Source organism: Streptomyces sp. NPDC051563 (assembly GCF_044454225.1).
Classification (GTDB): domain Bacteria; phylum Actinomycetota; class Actinomycetes; order Streptomycetales; family Streptomycetaceae; genus Streptomyces.
Genome location: NZ_JBITDL010000026.1, coordinates 41,364 through 56,512 on the forward strand (window position 1 = coordinate 41,364; position 15,149 = coordinate 56,512).

Below are 15,149 nucleotides of genomic sequence, written 5' to 3' on the forward strand. Positions count from 1 at the left end.
AGCGGTACGGGGACCAGCGAGGGGGAACCAATGAGTGCGCAGACCACGGAAGACGCGGAACCGGGGGCCGGGGACGGCGGAGCGGAAGCCGCCGGGGCCCGGGCCGCGGCGGCGGCGCGCAAGCGCGAACAGCACGGCTGGTACTTCTACGACTTCGCCAGCTCCGTCTACTCGACGAGCGTGCTCACGGTGTTCCTCGGGCCGTACCTGACGGCGGTGGCCAAGGCCGCCGCCGATGCCGACGGGTACGTCCATCCGCTGGGCATCCCGGTGCGGGCCGGCTCGTACTTCGCGTACACCGTGTCCGCCTCGGTGATCGTGGCCGTCCTGCTCATGCCGCTGGTGGGCGCCCTGGCCGACCGGAGCGGCCGCAAGAAGCCGCTGCTGGCGGCGGCCGCGTACACCGGCGCGACGGCCACCGCCGCCATGTTCTTCCTGGGCGGGGACCGGTACCTGCTCGGCGGGCTGCTGCTGATCGTCGCCAACGCCTCGCTGTCGTGCTCCGTGGTGCTCTACAACGCCTATCTGCCGCAGATCTCCACCCCGGACGAGCGGGACACCGTCTCCTCGCGCGGCTGGGCCTTCGGCTACACCTCGGGCGCCTTCGTGCTCGTACTGAACCTGGTGCTCTACCAGGGCCACGACTCCTTCGGGCTCTCCGAGGGCGAGGCGGTACGGATCTGCCTGGCCTCGGCGGGGCTGTGGTGGGGCGCCTTCACGATCGTCCCGCTGCGCCGGCTGCGGGACCGGGCGGTGGTCCGGGAGCCCGGGGAGGGTCCGCCCGTCAGCGGCTGGAAGCAGCTCGTGGCCACGCTGAAGGACATGCGGCGCTATCCGCTGACCCTGTCGTTCCTGCTGGCGTACCTGATCTACAACGACGGCGTGCAGACCGTGATCTCCCAGGCCTCCCTCTACGGCTCGGAGGAGCTGGAGCTGGAGCAGTCGACGCTGATCGTCGCCGTGCTGCTGGTCCAGATCCTGGCGGTGGCGGGTGCGCTGGGGATGGGCCGGCTGGCCGTCCGCTACGGCGCCAAGCGGACGATCCTCGGATCGCTGCTGGCCTGGGGCGTGACCCTGGCCGCCGGATACTTCCTGCCGGCCCGGACCCCGGTCTGGTTCTTCGCGCTCGCCGCGATGATCGGACTGGTGCTGGGCGGCAGCCAGGCGCTGTCGCGCTCGCTGTTCTCGCACATGGTTCCGGCGGGGAAGGAGGCCGAGTACTTCTCCGCGTACGAGATGAGCGACCGGGGGCTGAGCTGGGTGGGACCACTGGTTTTCGGGCTTACGTACCAGGTCACGGGCAGTTACCGGGACGCGATCATCTCGTTGGTGGTCTTCTTCGCACTGGGTTTCGTGCTGCTCGCCCGAGTGCCGGTGCGGCGTGCGGTGGAGGCGGCGGGGAATCCTGTACCCGAGCGGATCTGACCGGGGATCCGACGCAACCGACGGATCCGAGGGGTCACAGCCGCGCGAATTCGGAACGAATTTCGACGTTCAAGCTAAGGGCCGGTAGTGTACGCCTTTGGCCTGCCAGGCGGACCGTTACTGCGTGCTTATGAAGTGAAGACGTTGGGTGACATCTGCTGCCAGATGTGACAAAACGGGCACTGGTGGGTACAACAAGGGGCGGTACGACGGGCGACGCATGACCCGGAGCGGGAATCTATACCGCCGACCGGACGTTGACCGGATGACGACGACAGCGACACCTGTCCTGTGGGCGACAAGCCCGGGAGGCACGATTCATGAGTGAGCGAGCTCTCCGCGGTACGCGGCTCGTGGTTACCAGCTACGAGACGGACCGCGGCATCGATCTGGCCCCGCGCCAGGCGGTGGAGTACGCATGCCAGAACGGACATCGATTTGAGATGCCGTTCTCGGTTGAGGCAGAAATTCCGCCGGAGTGGGAGTGCAAGGCGTGTGGCGCCATGGCACTCCTGGTTGACGGGGATGGGCCCGAAGAGAAGAAGGGCAAGCCTGCGCGAACGCACTGGGACATGCTCATGGAGCGGCGCACCCGCGAGGAGCTGGAGGAAGTGCTGGCCGAGAGGCTGGCGGTCCTTCGTTCCGGCGCCATGAACATTGCCGTGCATCCGCGGGACAGCCGCAAGTCCGCCTGACAGCCGGACGCACCAGCGGCGAGCAGTACCGCAGCACCGCAAGACAGCAAGAAGCCGAGGGGCCCCACCACACACCGTGTGGTGGGGCCCCTCGGCTTTGTCGTGCTGGTCGTGCGCGCCCCCGTCAGGGGTGGTCTTCACCGCCGGGCGCCCCCCGTCAGGGGGTCAGCGGGGGCCGGTAGCCGTTGCCGGGGTGCTGCGGGCCGCCGTCCTCGCGGACAACCTCGCCGTGGATGACCTCGCCCGGGACGACCTTGCCGTCCGGGTAGTGGATCCGGGCCTGCTGGAAGGCGTCGCCGAAGGAGCCGGCCGGCGCGGAGGCCATCTTCCGCTCAAGGGAGCGGGCGGCCCGGCGGCCGATCAGGGCGCGGACGGGCGGGAGCAGGAGCAGCAGGCCGGCCGCGTCGGAGATCAGGCCGGGCATCATCAGGAGCAGGCCGGCCAGCATGGTCAGGCCGTTGCCCGTGCCGGGCTTGCCGGGCTGCGGCGGAGTCGGCTGACGGCCCTCCTGGGCCTGCTGGAAGGTGTCCGTCAGGTTCTTGAAGGCACGTCGCCCGGCCCGCTTGATGACCACCGCACCCAGCACCAGGCCGCCCGCGAGGAGCAGGGCGACACCGCCGCCGCCGATCAGTCCGGCGATCTGGCCGAGCAGCCAGATCTCCAGGATCAGCCAGGCCGCGATGGCCAGGGGAAGGTACGTACGGGCGGGCGAACGCCGCCGGGGGGCCGTAGAGGTCGGAACTCCGGTCGTCATACCCCCAGTGTGCCTGGGTCGGTGTAAAGACGTCCTCAGCCGGAGGTACCGGACATCCCCTAGGGGGTGTCTCCTCGTCAGGGGCGGTGCGGCTACGTGTTCCGGGGCTTGCCCGTGAGCTTGTCCGACACCTTGTCCGAGAGCTTGCCGGCGTGCTCCTTGAGACCCCACTGGGTGACCCTCCACAGGGCCTCCACCACGATGTCCTTGCTCATCTTGCTGTCGCCGAACTCACGCTCGACGAAGGTGATGGGCACCTCGACCACGCGGAAGCCCTTCTGCACGGCCCGCCGCGCCAGGTCGACCTGGAAGCAGTAGCCGGCGGAGGCCACGTCGGCCAGGCCCAGCCCTTCGAGGGTCTCGCGGCGGAAGGCGCGGTAGCCGCCGGTGACGTCGCGGATCGGGACGCCCAGCATCAGCCGGGAGTAGGTGGACCCGCCCCGGGAGAGGAACTCGCGGCTCTTGGGCCAGTTCACCACCCGTCCGCCGGGCACCCAGCGGGAGCCCAGCACCAGGTCGGCGCCCTCCAGGGCGGTGAGCAGCCTGGGCAGCTCCTCGGGCTGGTGGGAGCCGTCGGCGTCCATCTCGATGATGACGCCGTAGCCGTTCTCCAGGCCCCAGCCGAAGCCGGCCAGGTAGGCGGCCCCGAGGCCTTCCTTGCCCTTGCGGTGCAGGACGTGGACCTGGTCGTCCGCGGCCGCCAGCTCGTCGGCGAGCTTTCCGGTGCCGTCCGGGCTGTTGTCGTCGGCGACCAGGACGTGTGCCCCGGGTACAGCCGCGCGGACGCGGCCGACGATCAGCCCGATGTTCTCCGCCTCGTTGTAGGTCGGAATGATCACCAAGGCCGTGCCGAGCGGTCCGTAGCTTCGCTGTCCGCCGTCGCTCACTGATTCCCCTTTTGCGTTCTCGTACATCCTGTACGTCGTGTCGCAGAGGATGATTTTAGAACAGCGATCGGGGCCCGCGGTCCTTCGGGCCGGACCGGCTCCCGCTGGCTGCGGGCCGCCTGACCGTTGTCTACTGGACCGCAGGGCCCCGATCGGAGGCCACCTGCCCCCAAGCTCCTGTGGAGCAGGGGCGACATCCTTGCGGCGAAACCTTCCCTCGCCCCCGAGGCGCGGGCGCGGCTGAGCGATCGGCTCCGTCCGGTTCGGACGTCCGGTGGTGGACCCGGCCGAACCTATCCGGGTCCGGCCGCACTCACCGAACCACGGCCACCCGGATCACCCCTGTGGCCGTACGAATACCTCCCGGCCGCCGACCACCGTGGCGAGGCAGACCGGCAGCTCGCCCCCGGGAGTCAGGTCCGGCAGTCCGGGAGTGCCCGAGCGCGGGTCCGTGGACCAGCGGGCGACCCGGTCGTCGGGGGCCTGGACCACCAGTTCGGCGGTGTCCCAGACCGCGTAGTCGGCCGGGGCGCCGGGGACGAGGATGCCCGCGTCGTCGCGGCCCAGGGCCCGCCAGCCGCCGCGGGTGTGGGCGGCGAAGGCGGCCCGTGCGGAGATGCGGTGCGCGGGGGTGTGGTGGAAGGCGGCCGCCCGGACGGTGCCCCAGGGGTCGAGGGGGGTGACCGGGGCATCGGAGCCGAAGGCGAGCGGGACGCCGGCCTTGAGCATGGCCGCGTACGGGTTGAGGGTGCGGGCGCGCTCGGCGCCCAGCCGGTCGGCGTACATGCCCTGCTCGCCGCCCCACAGCGCGTCGAAGGCGGGCTGCACGGAGGCGGTGAGGCCGAGTTCCGCGAAGGCGGCGATGGTGGCCGGGGTCATCATCTCGGCGTGCTCGACGCGGTGCCGGGCGGCCCGCACCCGGTCCAGGCCGACCTTGTCGGCGGCGGCCCGGACCCCCGTGACGACGGCGGCGATCGCGGCGTCCCCGATGGCGTGGAAGCCCGCCTGGAGGCCCGCCTCGGTGCAGGCGGCCACGTGCTCGGCGACGGCCCGCGCGTCGAGGTAGTCGGTGCCGGTGTGCTCCGCGTCGGCGTACGGGGCGTGCAGGCAGGCGGTGTGCGAGCCGAGGGCCCCGTCGACGAAGAGGTCGCCGGCCGCCCCGACGGCGCCGAGTTCCTTGACCCGGGCGAGGTCCCGGTCGGCCCAGTAGCCGAAGACCCGCGGGCCCGGGTGGGTCCGTGCCAGTTCCAGGAGGGCGGTGAAGTCCTCCGGGGAGGAGATCTCCGGACCGCCGCACTCGTGGACGGAGCCGATCCCCAGGGAAGCGGCCCGGTCGAGGGCGGCCCGCTGGGCCTCGGCGCGCTGGGCGGGGGTCACGGCGGCCAGCGCGGCCCGCCGTACGGCGTGGTGGTCGTCCCGGGTCAGCGGCTCGTCCCCGTCCGGCCGCACCTGCGGGACGAGCTCCAGCAGGGCGGTGGTGACCACCGCCGAGTGGACGTCGATCCGGCTCAGGTAGAGGGGGCGCCCGCCGGCGGCCCGGTCCAGTTCCTCCCGGCGCGGGGGGCGCCGCTCGGGCCAGCGGGCGGCGTCCCAGCCGTGCCCGAGGAGCACCCGGTCGGCGGGGCGGCGCTCCGCGTACGCGCGTACGAGCTCCAGCGCCTCCGGGAGCGAGCGGGCCCCGGTCAGGTCCAGGCCGGTCAGGGCCAGGCCCGCGGAGGTGGTGTGCACGTGGGCGTCGGTGAAGGCGGGGGTGACCAGCGCGCCTGCGAGGTCGACGACCTCGTCCACGCCCTGGGCGAAGGCGTCTGCCGCGCCCTCGGAGCCGACCCAGGCGATGTGGCCGCGCTCGACGACCATCGCGGTGGCGAAGGGGTCGGCGGGGCTGTGGACCTCGCCGCCGCGGAGGAGGACCGTGCGGGGGCCTGCGGCGGCGGGGGTGGAGTCCGTGGCTCGGGGGCCTCCGGCGGCGTTGGCGGAGTCGGTGGTGCGGTCTGTCATGCCGACAGTCTGGCGGGTGCGGTTCGCCTCGCGGAACACGGGCCCCGGGTGAGGGTCCTCGGTGGGGACCCTGCGGGGCGGAGTCCCCTACCCGCCCTTCGCCCGTTCCCCGGGGCTCCGCCCCGGACCCCGCTCCTCAAACGCCGGAGGGGCTGGACTTGGCCGGCGGGAACCACGGAGCTGCAGCGGGATCACACCCGGGGCGGGCGGGCCTCGTACGGGGTGGAGAGGACGACCGTCGTGCGGGTGGAGACGTGGGCCAGGGCGCGCAGGCGGCCCAGGAGGTCTTCCAGTTCCAGGGGGGTGGCCACGCGCACCTTGAGGATGTAGTTCTCGTCGCCCGCGACGCTGTGGCAGGCCTCGATCTCGGGGACTCCGGAGAGGCGGTCCGCGATGTCGTCGGGGGCGCTCGGGTCGAAGGGCTTGACCGAGATGAAGGCCGTCAGGGGAAGGCCGACGGCCTCGGGGTCGACGACCGCCGCGTAGCCGCGGATGACCCCGCGCTGCTCCAGGCGGCGTACCCGCTGATGGACCGCCGACGTGGACAGTCCGGTGGCCTTGCCCAGGTCCGTGTAGCTCATCCGCCCGTCCCGCACGAGCAGATCTACGATCTGGCGGTCCAGCTCCTCCATTGCGCTCATAGCCGCACAACTTACGGCCCCGAACCGTCCAGGCCCAGCCGTGTCCACGGATTGAGGTGGCACCTGCGGCGGGCATGTGACCAAGGCCACAGGGGTATGCGGGCGTACGGCGGCCGGATGTGGTTACTCGTGCCGCGCGACGGGAAGTGCTTGGGGTGGCCGTGGCCGAAGAACCTGCCCGCCCGGCCCACCCAAGGGGGAGTACATCCATGCTGAACACCAAGCGCGCCGGTCGTACCGAACCGGAGCCCCTGGAAATCGTCGAGAGCGGTTACGCCGACGACGACGACTACCTCGAATACGCCGAGGGCTTCGAGATCCACCACGCGACCTGCCCCGACTGCGGCCAGTCGATCGCCCTCGTCGCGGACGAGGAGTTTTTGCCGGAGCACGCCCTCTGCCTGACCCCGTGGAACCCCTTCGGGCTCACGGTGTGCGCGGGCACCGGGCGGCCGGCCTCCGACGCGCTGCCCACCCTCGGCTTCGGCGACGGTGACGGCGAGGCCGCGGAGCTGGAGCCCGTCGTCCACTTGGCGCTGCCGCAGGGCCTGGACTGGCGGACGCAGCCCTTCTCGCACGTCGGCGGCCCCGGCTCGCGTCCGGTGCGGATGCCGGCGCCCGCGGTGATGCCGCAGATGCGCCAGCACGCGCAGGCCGCCTGAGCCCGGGCCCGGGCCGCCCAGGGCCTGTCGTGACGCTTACCAGTACGTTCCCTGCACCATGGCACTGAGACTGGCGTGGTGCAGGATCAGGCCGTCGGGATCCGCCGGGATCTCGACCTCGCCGAAGTGCGCCTGCCGGTAGGCGATGCGCAGCATCACGATCCCGTGCCGCAGGGCGGCGTAGAGCGTGTGGAACTCCATGTCCCGCGGCGTGTGCCCGGTGAGTTCGGCGTACCGGCGTTCGATGTCCTCGCGGCGCAGGAAGCCCGGCAGGCCCGGTTGGCCGAAACCGACCGTCAGGTCCTGGAAGAACCGGTGCAGGTAGACGGTCCAGCCGAGGTCGACCTCGCGCGGGGCGCAGGCCGCCATCTCCCAGTCGAGGACGGCCACCGGTGCGAAGCCGTCGGCCTCGTAGATGACGTTGCCGATGCGCGCGTCACCCCAGTTGAGGACGGCCGAGCCGCCCTCGCCGGCGGGCCAGAGCTCTTCGAGCCGGGCGAACGCCCGCTCAAGGAGGGGCGATCGGGACTTTCCCTCAACCACCCATTCGTAGTAGGCGCGTTGGGCCTCGACGTGCCGGCGCAGCGGGCTGCCGTCGCCCTCCGGGAGGAGGAACAGCGCCTCCTCGGGCGGGAACTGGTCGTGCAGCCGGGCGAGCAGCGCGATGCTCGCCTCCTGCAGGGTGGCGCGCTGCGCGTCGGTGGCGGCGTGCAGCCAGTTCCCCTCGTACGTGTAGGGCATCACGTCGGGCGGTACGCGCCCTTCGGCGCGGGCCATCACGAAGAACGGGGCCCCGAGCGGGCCGGGGTCCTCTTCCAGCCACTGCACGCGCGGGACCGGCAGGTCGGTGTGGGCGGCGACCAGGCTCATGACCCGGTGCTGGCGGGGCATGTCGTAGGTGGGGAACACGGTGTAGGCGGCCGGGTCGGCGGCGAGGCGCAGGGCGCAGGCGCGGAGGGGTGCGTCGGGGTGCTCTATGTCGAAGAGCAGGGTCTCGCTGGACATGCCGTTGGAACCGGGGACGGAGATGTTGGTGACCTTCGCGCCGGGAAGCTCGGTGTCGAGCCAGGCGGCGAGGCGGCGGCCCAGCTCCTCGGGTTCGCGGGTGGAGGTACGGGGGCGCGGTGCCGGTCCTGCCATGGGAAACCCCTTCTCTGGCTTGGCTGTTGAGGGTGGCGGGCGCAGGAGCTACGGGGCGGTCGAGCTGTAGTCGGCGAAGCCGCTGGGGTCGTGGCGGCCGAAGCTGCCGTGCTCGAAGATGCCGTAGCCGGTGCGGCCTTCGAGGGTGAAGCGGGCCGAGTGGTCGGTGACCCCGAAGGCGGCCATGGGGTGGGCCGCGGCGTCGGAGAGGTCGTAGGTGCGCCGGTCGGTCCAGCCGCGGCCCTGCCAGGTGCCGTGCTGCCAGTCGGAGGCGGGCGGATAGCCGGCTCCGACGGCGAGCGGGGAGGAGTTCAGGATCTCCACGCCGAGTTCGAGGGGTTTGCGGCCGGCCGGGTCGGTGAGGTGGACGACGGCGCTCTCGGGGTGGCGGCTGCCCGGGCGGTAGCGGATGTCGGTGTGCGGCCAGCCGAGCTGGACGTCGTGGCGGCCGCTGCCCTCGCGGAAGACCTGGACGGCTTCGCTGAGGGCCCGGTGGCCGTCGGCGTCCTCCTGGGTGATGACCATCAGGAAGCGGTCCTCGAACCGGACGGGGATCCAGAGCCAGTGGAAGCCCTCGGGCCGGTGCTCCTCGGCGGCGCGGCCGCCCTCCTCGCCGGGGATCGGGCGCACCCCCCAGCTCCGGTCGCGCGTGCCGGTCCAGTCGGCGTCGAGGATGAACTCCTCACCCTTCGCGCGGATGGTGCCGGTGACGCTGCCCGCCTGGACGAAACGGCGGCCTTCCAGGATGAGGCGGTCGCCGCGGCGCTGGGTGTGGTGCGGCTCCCATACGGCGGGGAACTCGGCGGTCCAGGTGATCTCGCAGGAGAGCCCGTCGGGGTCCTCGGGGTCGGCTGCGCAGGAGAGGGTGATCCGCCGCAGGGGTTCGTCGACGGTGATGCGGAGCGGGCCGACGGACAGGTTCATGCGGTCGTCGGTGAGGGCGTCGGAGGCCCGGACCGCGAGGAGTTCGTCACCGAGGCGGAGGGTGGCGTAGGCGTCGATGACGCCGGCGTTGGGGTAGACCCCGAGGCCGAGGATCAGGACGGCGCGGCCGGCGTGGTCGAAGACGTGGAAGATGCAGCGGTCGTAGGCGTTGCGGTCGCCGGTGACGAGGTGCTTCATCGACAACGGGGCCTGGTGGATGGGGTATTCGTCGAGCGGTACGGGCCGGTCGGCGGACATGGCGAACCTCCGGGACGGGTGCGCGGGATGACACCTGGGCGGACATGACGGTACGTCAGATCCTGGTCCGGGGAACAGGGCTGTGGCACGAACTGGCAGGGAGACACGTCGTGGCGGGGGTCCGGCTGATCCGGACCGGGAACGGGGGGACCGGCTGGTCCGGGGCGGGGGTAGGACCAGCTGCGCCGGGGCGGAGGTGGCAGGACCGGCTGGTCCGGGGGCGGGAGGGCCGGCTGGTCCAGGGCGGGGGCGGCAAGACCGGCTGGTCCGAGGCGGGCGGAGACCGCCGGGCCGATCGGGAGCGGCAGACCAGCTGGGCCGGCCAGGGTGCTGCCTCAGCGCCAGGCGGGCCCGGCCGGGCCCGCCAGCCTGGGCCAGAGAGCGACGGGCCCGCCGCGCCGGGAAGGGGCATGTCGGGCCGGCTCGGGTTGAGGTGCGGACCGGCTGGGCCGGCACGGGTGGACCCGTCGGGGCAGGGTAGGGCGGCTGGACCCACAACCCAGGCTCGCATGCGGCGAGGCCGACCGGGGCCGCGGGAAGCGGGGCCAGGGTGGGACCGCGGGGCCAGGGTGGGACCGCAGGCGGCGGGCCCGGGGTGGGACCGCAGGCGGCGGGGCCGGGGTGGGGCCGCGGGGTGTGAGGTTGACCGGGCGCGCAGGCGGTGGGGTGCGCGGGGGCTTCGCCGGCGGGGGTCAGGGGGTGGTGAGGCCGTTGATCAGGCGGGTGAGGAAGCGGGTGAAGGTGGCTTCGGGGGTGAGCGGGCGGGCGGGGGCGGCCAGGGCTTCGGCCAGTTCCGGGTGGTGGCCGTCCGTGGCGACGGTGGTGAGGTAGCGGACTTCGGCCGCGAGCCGTTCGGGGGACCGCAGGGCCGCGGCCCCCGCGATCTCGTGGGCTACGTGCCCGGCCACGAACGCGGTGAGCTGCGCGAAGACCTCCAGTTTCGCCGCGCCGTCCAGCCCGGTGGGCCGCAGGGCGGCGAGCGCGCGTTCCAGGAAGGCCAGGGTGTTGGGTCCGGGGGTGCGGCGGCCGGTCAGTGCGGCGGGGAGCCAGGGGTGGCGCAGCATGTGGGCGCGCTGGAGGTGGGCGATCGCCTTCAGCTCGGCCCGCCAGTCATCGGTGGGCGTGTGCGCGGTCGGCAGCTCGCCGGCGACGTGGTCGACCATCAGCTCCAGCAGCGTCTCCTTGTCGGGGGCGTAGCTGTACAGCGACATCGCGCCGGCCCCGACCTCCGCGGCGACCTTCCGGATGGTGACGGCCTCGATCCCCTCCGCGTCCGCCAGGGCGACGGCTGCCGCCGTGATCGCCTCCCGGCTGTAGGAGGGCTTGCGGCCCCTGCGGGGCCGGTCGGAGCCCAGCCAGAGCTGCTCCGGGTCGACGCCCGGGGTGCCGGTTTCTGTTGCACGGGACATGATCCGCGCCTGCTTCCTTGATCGAGGCCCTTGCGCCCCTCATCCAAACATGAGCTATTCTCGTACATCGTACGGATAAAGAGGAGGGGCACGATGGCAGCAGTACGCACGCAGGGTCCTGGGACGAGGCCGGCCTGGGCGGCGCCCGCCGGCAAGCCTCCGCTGGCCGCACGGCTGATGAGGGCGGCCTGGCGCGGCCTCCCGGCCAAGCGGCACGACGTCGGGTGGGAGCCGGGCCTGCCGGTGCCGGCCGCCGATGGCAGCCCGCTGATCACGGACCACTACTTCCCCCGCACCGAGGGCGATTTCCCCACCCTCCTGGTGCGCTCCCCGTACGGCAGGGGCCTGCCGTGGTCCCCCATGTACGGCGTGCTCTTCGCCGAACAGGGCTTCCACGTGGTGCTGCAGAGCTGCCGCGGCACGGGCGGCTCCGGCGGGGAGTTCGACCTGTGGCGCAACGAGGCCGCCGACGGCCTCGCCACGGTGGCCTGGCTGCGCGAACAGCCCTGGTTCAACGGAACCCTGGGGACCGTCGGACCCAGCTACCTGGGATACGTGCAGTGGGCCCTCGCCGTGGAACCCCCGCCGGAGCTGAAGGCGATGGTGGTGCAGGTGGGCCTGCACGATCCGCACGCCCTGTTCCACGCGGACGGTGCGCTGCGCCTGGAGAACGCCCTCGCCGTCGGCGCGGGCATGACGTACCAGCACCAGGGGATGGCGACCTTCGTGAAGGCGACCCTGCGACTGCAGCGGCGCCTGGGCGACGCCACCACCGCGCAGCCGCTGCGCGGGGCGCACGCGTCCGCCCTCGGGGGCGAAGTGCCCTGGCTGGACGACGTGATGGCGCACCCGGATGCCGAAGACCCGTACTGGCACGGTGCGTCGCTGGCGGCGGTGGCGCAGCGGCTGGAGGTGCCGACCGCCCTGATCACGGGATGGCACGACGCGCTGGGCGACCAGACCTTCGAGCAGTACCACCGCCTGCGTGCGGCCGGGTGCGAGACCTCCCTGCTCGTCGGCCCGTGGACCCACACCTCCGCCTTGCAGCAGGGGTGGCCCGAGGTGTTCGCCGAGAGCCTCGCCTGGCTGCGCGCGCACCTGTGCGACGATCCCTCGGGCCTGCGTCCCACCCGGGTGCGCGTGCACATAGGCGGCGAGGACGCCTGGCGGGACATGGACGACTGGGCGCCGGACACGGTCGCCGGCCCGTGGTTCCCCACCGCGGAGGGGCACCTGATCCGGCAGGCTCCGGCGGAGTCCGCACCCGTGGTCTCGTTCCGCTACGACCCGGCCGACCCCACGCCTTCGCTCGGCGGTCCGCTGCTCTCCCGTACGGCGGGCGCCCGCGACAACGGCACCCTGGAGGCCCGGGACGACGTACTGACCTTCACCGGCCCACCGCTGACCGAGCCCCTGGACGTCCTCGGTCCGGTCTCCGCACGGCTGAGCGTCTCCACCGACACCGGCCACGCCGACGTCTTCACCCGTCTGTGCGACGTGGACGCGCAGGGCCGCTCCGTGAACGTCTGCGACGGGCTGGGCCAGGTGCGGACGGAGGGGCGGGAGCCCTCGCGGATCACCGTGCCGATGAGCTCCACCGCGCACCGCTTCGGCGTCGGTCACCGCATACGCTGGCAGATCAGCGGGGGCGCCCATCCCCGCTACGCCCGCGGTACCGGCACCGGGGAATCACCGCTGGACGCCACCGCCTCGGCACCGGTGCGCATCACGGTCCACGCGGACTCGGCGCTGGTGCTTCCGGCCCTCGGCGACGGTTCCGGGCCCGGCGGCCACGCCCCCGCGTGATCGCACCGGGCCGGAGCACACCGGATCGGATCGCAACGATCGGGTCCCGCCGGGGTGGGGTCGGGCAGGGTTGGCACCGATAGGGAGGCCTCGTGATCTCGGCACTCAACCGGCTCGTGGACCTCGTCGAGGAACACCTCGCCGAGGAGCTCGACGTCCGCGGACTGGCCGGGGAGCTCGGTACGACCGAGTACCACCTGCGCCGGATGTTCTCGTCGCTGGCCGGCATGCCGCTGTCCGAGTACGTGCGACGGCGCCGGATGACCGTAGCCGCCGGCGACGTCGTCCGGGGCGAGGACGATCTGCTGGGCATCGCCGTGCGGTACGGGTACGGCTCGACCGAGGCGTTCGGACGCGCGTTCCGCGCGGTCCACGGCGTCGGGCCCCGCGACGTGCGCCGAGACGGAGGCCCCCTGCGCACACAGCCACGGCTCAGGATCCGCCTGACCGTCGAAGGGAGCACCCCCATGGACACCCGCCTCATCGACCGCCCCGCCTTCCGGCTGGTCGGACACGCCGCCCGGGTTCCGCTCATCCACGAGGGCGTCAACCCGCACATCCAGCGGCACATCGCCGCGCTGCCGCTGGAGGAGCACCTGCGGCTCAAGGCCCTCGGCGACACGGAACCGGCCGGCCTGCTGCAGGTGTCCGACGGGGTCGACCCCGACGGCACGGAGGGGAGCGAACTGACCTACCTGCACGGGGTCGCCGTGGGGAGCGGGTCCCCGGCCCCCGGTGATCTGGACGTCATCGGGGTGCCGGCCGGGATGTGGGCGGTCTTCCGGACCGCCGGCCCCTTTCCGCAGGCCTTGCAGACGACGTGGGCCGCGACCGCGACGGAGTGGTTCCCCTCCAACCCGTGGCGCCTGCGGCCCGGTCCCTCGATCGTCGCGTTCCTGGAGCGCGCCGATGACTTCAGCACCGCCACCTGCGAGCTGTGGCTGCCCGTCGAACCGGCGTGAGCGGGGAGCCGGAGGGGCGTCGCGGGGGAACCGCGGCGGCGTCGCGGGGGGAGCCGTAGGGGAAGGGTCGAACGGATGGGCGGGGTTACCCGTGGGTCCGGTGGCGCGTTGGCCCGGTATGACCACGATGGAGACTTCCCCGCCGAGGGTGGGACGCCGCCGGCGGGCACCCGCCGCAGGGCACGAAGAATCGGTTCGGCAGGTGCCCGACCCGCCCATCTACCGTGCACTGCGCACCCGGTGGGAGGAGGACGGCCGGACCGTGCCGGGGCAGCGCGACCCGGAGTGGTCCCGGATCGCCTCCTCCCCCATCTGGCCGACCGGCCCCCTCTTCGGCGGCTGAGCGCAGACGGGCCGCACAGCCCGGGAACGGGCCCCTCACAGGCCCACGCGCCCGCCCGTCAGCGGGATTCCGGGCCCGCCAGGTGGCGGGCGATCACCATGCGCTGGATCTGGTTCGTGCCCTCCACGATCTGGAGGACCTTCGCTTCGCGCATCAGCCGCTCGACCGGGAAGTCGGCCGTGTAGCCGTAGCCGCCCAGGACCTGGACCGCGTCCGTCGTAACGGCCATCGCCGCGTCGGTGCAGAAGAGCTTGGCCATGGCCGCCTGGCGGGAGAAGGGCTTGCCCGCGTCCCGCAGCCGGGCCGCCGCCAGGTACAGCGCGCGGCCCGCCTCGATCTTCGTCGCCATGTCGGCCAGCATGAACCGCAGGCCCTGGAAGTCCGCGATGGGGTGCCCGAACTGCTTGCGGTCCAGGGCGTAGGCCAGGGCCTCGTCGAGCGCGGCCTGGGCCACGCCGATCGCGCAGGCGGCGATCCCGAGGCGGCCCGCGTCCAGGGCGGCCAGGGCGATGGTGAAACCCTGGCCCTCCTCGCCGATGCGGCGCGTGTCGGGGACCCGTACGCCGTCGAAGTGCAGCTGGGCGGTGGGCGAGCCCTTCATGCCCATCTTCTTCTCGGGGACCGCCGCCGTGAGGCCTTCCGCGTCGCCCGGGACCAGGAAGGCGGTGATGCCCTTGGGGCCGTCGGCGCCCGTGCGGGCCAGCACCGTGTAGAAGTCGGCGACGCCGCCGTGGGTGATCCACGCCTTCGTGCCGCTGATCAGCCAGTCCTCGCCGTCCCGGACCGCCTTGGTGGTCAGGGAGGCCGCGTCCGAGCCAGAGGACGGCTCGGAGAGGCAGTACGCGCCGAGCAGTCCGCCGCCGAGCATGTCGGGCAGGTGGGCGCCCTGCTGCTCCTTGGTTCCGTACCCGGCCAGGCCGTGGCAGGCCAGCGAGTGCACGCTGACGCCGAGCCCGACGGTCAGACGGGCCGCGGCCAGCTCCTCCAGCACCTGGAGGTAGACCTCGTACGGCTGGTCGCCGCCGCCGAACTCGCCGGCGTACGGCAGCCCGAGCAGTCCGGCCTCGGAGAGCAGCGAGAAGACCTCCCGGGGGAAGCGGCCGGCGTCCTCCTCCTCGGCGGCCCGGGGGCGGATCTCCCGCTGAGCGATCTCGCGTACGAGCGCGAGCAGGTCTCGGGACTCCTCGGTGGGCAGCGATCGGTCCACCTGCGGCGCGCGGTCGGTCATGGCAGCGCTCTCCTCAC

General features: G+C 72.8%; 14 protein-coding genes. 6 read left to right on the forward strand and 8 right to left on the reverse strand.

The annotated features are described in order from the left end of the window. The first annotated feature begins 30 nt into the window (after positions 1–30). Positions 31–1,425, forward strand: a complete 1,395-nt coding sequence (locus ACIA8F_RS27995) for an MFS transporter (RefSeq protein ID WP_399382838.1) — start codon at positions 31–33, stop codon at positions 1,423–1,425. Between the two features lie 320 nt (positions 1,426–1,745). Then, positions 1,746–2,120 carry an RNA polymerase-binding protein RbpA gene (locus ACIA8F_RS28000; protein WP_007262928.1) on the forward strand — a complete coding sequence of 125 codons (375 nt, stop codon included), beginning with the start codon at positions 1,746–1,748 and terminating at the stop codon, positions 2,118–2,120. 157 nt (positions 2,121–2,277) lie between these two features. Here ACIA8F_RS28000 and fxsA read toward each other — a convergent pair whose 3' ends face one another. The 4 genes from fxsA to ACIA8F_RS28020 form a co-directional block, all read right to left on the reverse strand. Next, the gene (fxsA, locus tag ACIA8F_RS28005) at positions 2,278–2,874 is read right to left on the reverse strand and encodes an FxsA family membrane protein (RefSeq protein WP_399382839.1); all 597 of its coding nucleotides are present in this window, start codon (positions 2,872–2,874) and stop codon (positions 2,278–2,280) included. A gap of 92 nt (positions 2,875–2,966) precedes the next feature. Beyond that, entirely contained in the window at positions 2,967–3,788 is an 822-nt protein-coding gene (locus ACIA8F_RS28010; RefSeq protein ID WP_399382840.1) for a polyprenol monophosphomannose synthase, read from the reverse strand. Positions 3,789–4,097: 309 nt separating this feature from the next. Further along, a complete protein-coding gene (locus tag ACIA8F_RS28015; protein WP_399382841.1) occupies positions 4,098–5,759 on the reverse strand; it encodes an amidohydrolase in 1,662 nt (553 codons plus the stop codon). A gap of 191 nt (positions 5,760–5,950) precedes the next feature. Beyond that, positions 5,951–6,391, reverse strand: a complete 441-nt coding sequence (locus tag ACIA8F_RS28020; protein WP_326593949.1) for an Lrp/AsnC family transcriptional regulator — start codon at positions 6,389–6,391, stop codon at positions 5,951–5,953. Positions 6,392–6,609: 218 nt separating this feature from the next. On the opposite strand from ACIA8F_RS28020, the gene ACIA8F_RS28025 reads away from it, so the two are divergent. Then, positions 6,610–7,062 carry a hypothetical protein gene (locus ACIA8F_RS28025; RefSeq protein WP_399382842.1) on the forward strand — a complete coding sequence of 151 codons (453 nt, stop codon included), beginning with the start codon at positions 6,610–6,612 and terminating at the stop codon, positions 7,060–7,062. A gap of 36 nt (positions 7,063–7,098) precedes the next feature. On the opposite strand, the gene ACIA8F_RS28030 is transcribed toward ACIA8F_RS28025, so the two are convergent. From ACIA8F_RS28030 to ACIA8F_RS28040, 3 genes are all read right to left on the reverse strand, one after another. Then, complete coding sequence (locus tag ACIA8F_RS28030) at positions 7,099–8,202, reverse strand: phosphotransferase family protein (RefSeq protein WP_399382844.1); 1,104 nt, start codon at positions 8,200–8,202, stop codon at positions 7,099–7,101. 48 nt (positions 8,203–8,250) lie between these two features. After that, positions 8,251–9,384, reverse strand: a complete 1,134-nt coding sequence (locus ACIA8F_RS28035) for a hypothetical protein (RefSeq protein WP_399382846.1) — start codon at positions 9,382–9,384, stop codon at positions 8,251–8,253. A gap of 692 nt (positions 9,385–10,076) precedes the next feature. Next, positions 10,077–10,793, reverse strand: coding sequence for a TetR/AcrR family transcriptional regulator C-terminal domain-containing protein (locus ACIA8F_RS28040; RefSeq protein ID WP_399382848.1), 717 nt, complete (start codon positions 10,791–10,793; stop codon positions 10,077–10,079). A 177-nt stretch (positions 10,794–10,970) separates the two neighbouring features. On the opposite strand from ACIA8F_RS28040, the gene ACIA8F_RS28045 reads away from it, so the two are divergent. The 3 genes from ACIA8F_RS28045 (at position 10,971) to ACIA8F_RS28055 (ending at position 13,904) form a co-directional block, all read left to right on the forward strand. After that, the gene (locus tag ACIA8F_RS28045) at positions 10,971–12,599 is read left to right on the forward strand and encodes a CocE/NonD family hydrolase (RefSeq protein WP_399382936.1); all 1,629 of its coding nucleotides are present in this window, start codon (positions 10,971–10,973) and stop codon (positions 12,597–12,599) included. Between the two features lie 92 nt (positions 12,600–12,691). Further along, positions 12,692–13,561, forward strand: coding sequence for a GyrI-like domain-containing protein (locus ACIA8F_RS28050; protein WP_399382850.1), 870 nt, complete (start codon positions 12,692–12,694; stop codon positions 13,559–13,561). A gap of 202 nt (positions 13,562–13,763) precedes the next feature. Beyond that, positions 13,764–13,904 (forward strand): hypothetical protein, encoded by a 141-nt coding sequence (locus tag ACIA8F_RS28055; RefSeq protein ID WP_399382852.1) that lies wholly within the window; start codon positions 13,764–13,766, stop codon positions 13,902–13,904. A gap of 58 nt (positions 13,905–13,962) precedes the next feature. Here the strand turns inward: ACIA8F_RS28055 and ACIA8F_RS28060 are convergent, their stop codons facing one another. Then, the gene (locus ACIA8F_RS28060; RefSeq protein WP_399382854.1) at positions 13,963–15,132 is read right to left on the reverse strand and encodes an acyl-CoA dehydrogenase family protein; all 1,170 of its coding nucleotides are present in this window, start codon (positions 15,130–15,132) and stop codon (positions 13,963–13,965) included. Positions 15,133–15,149: the final 17 nt, after the last annotated feature.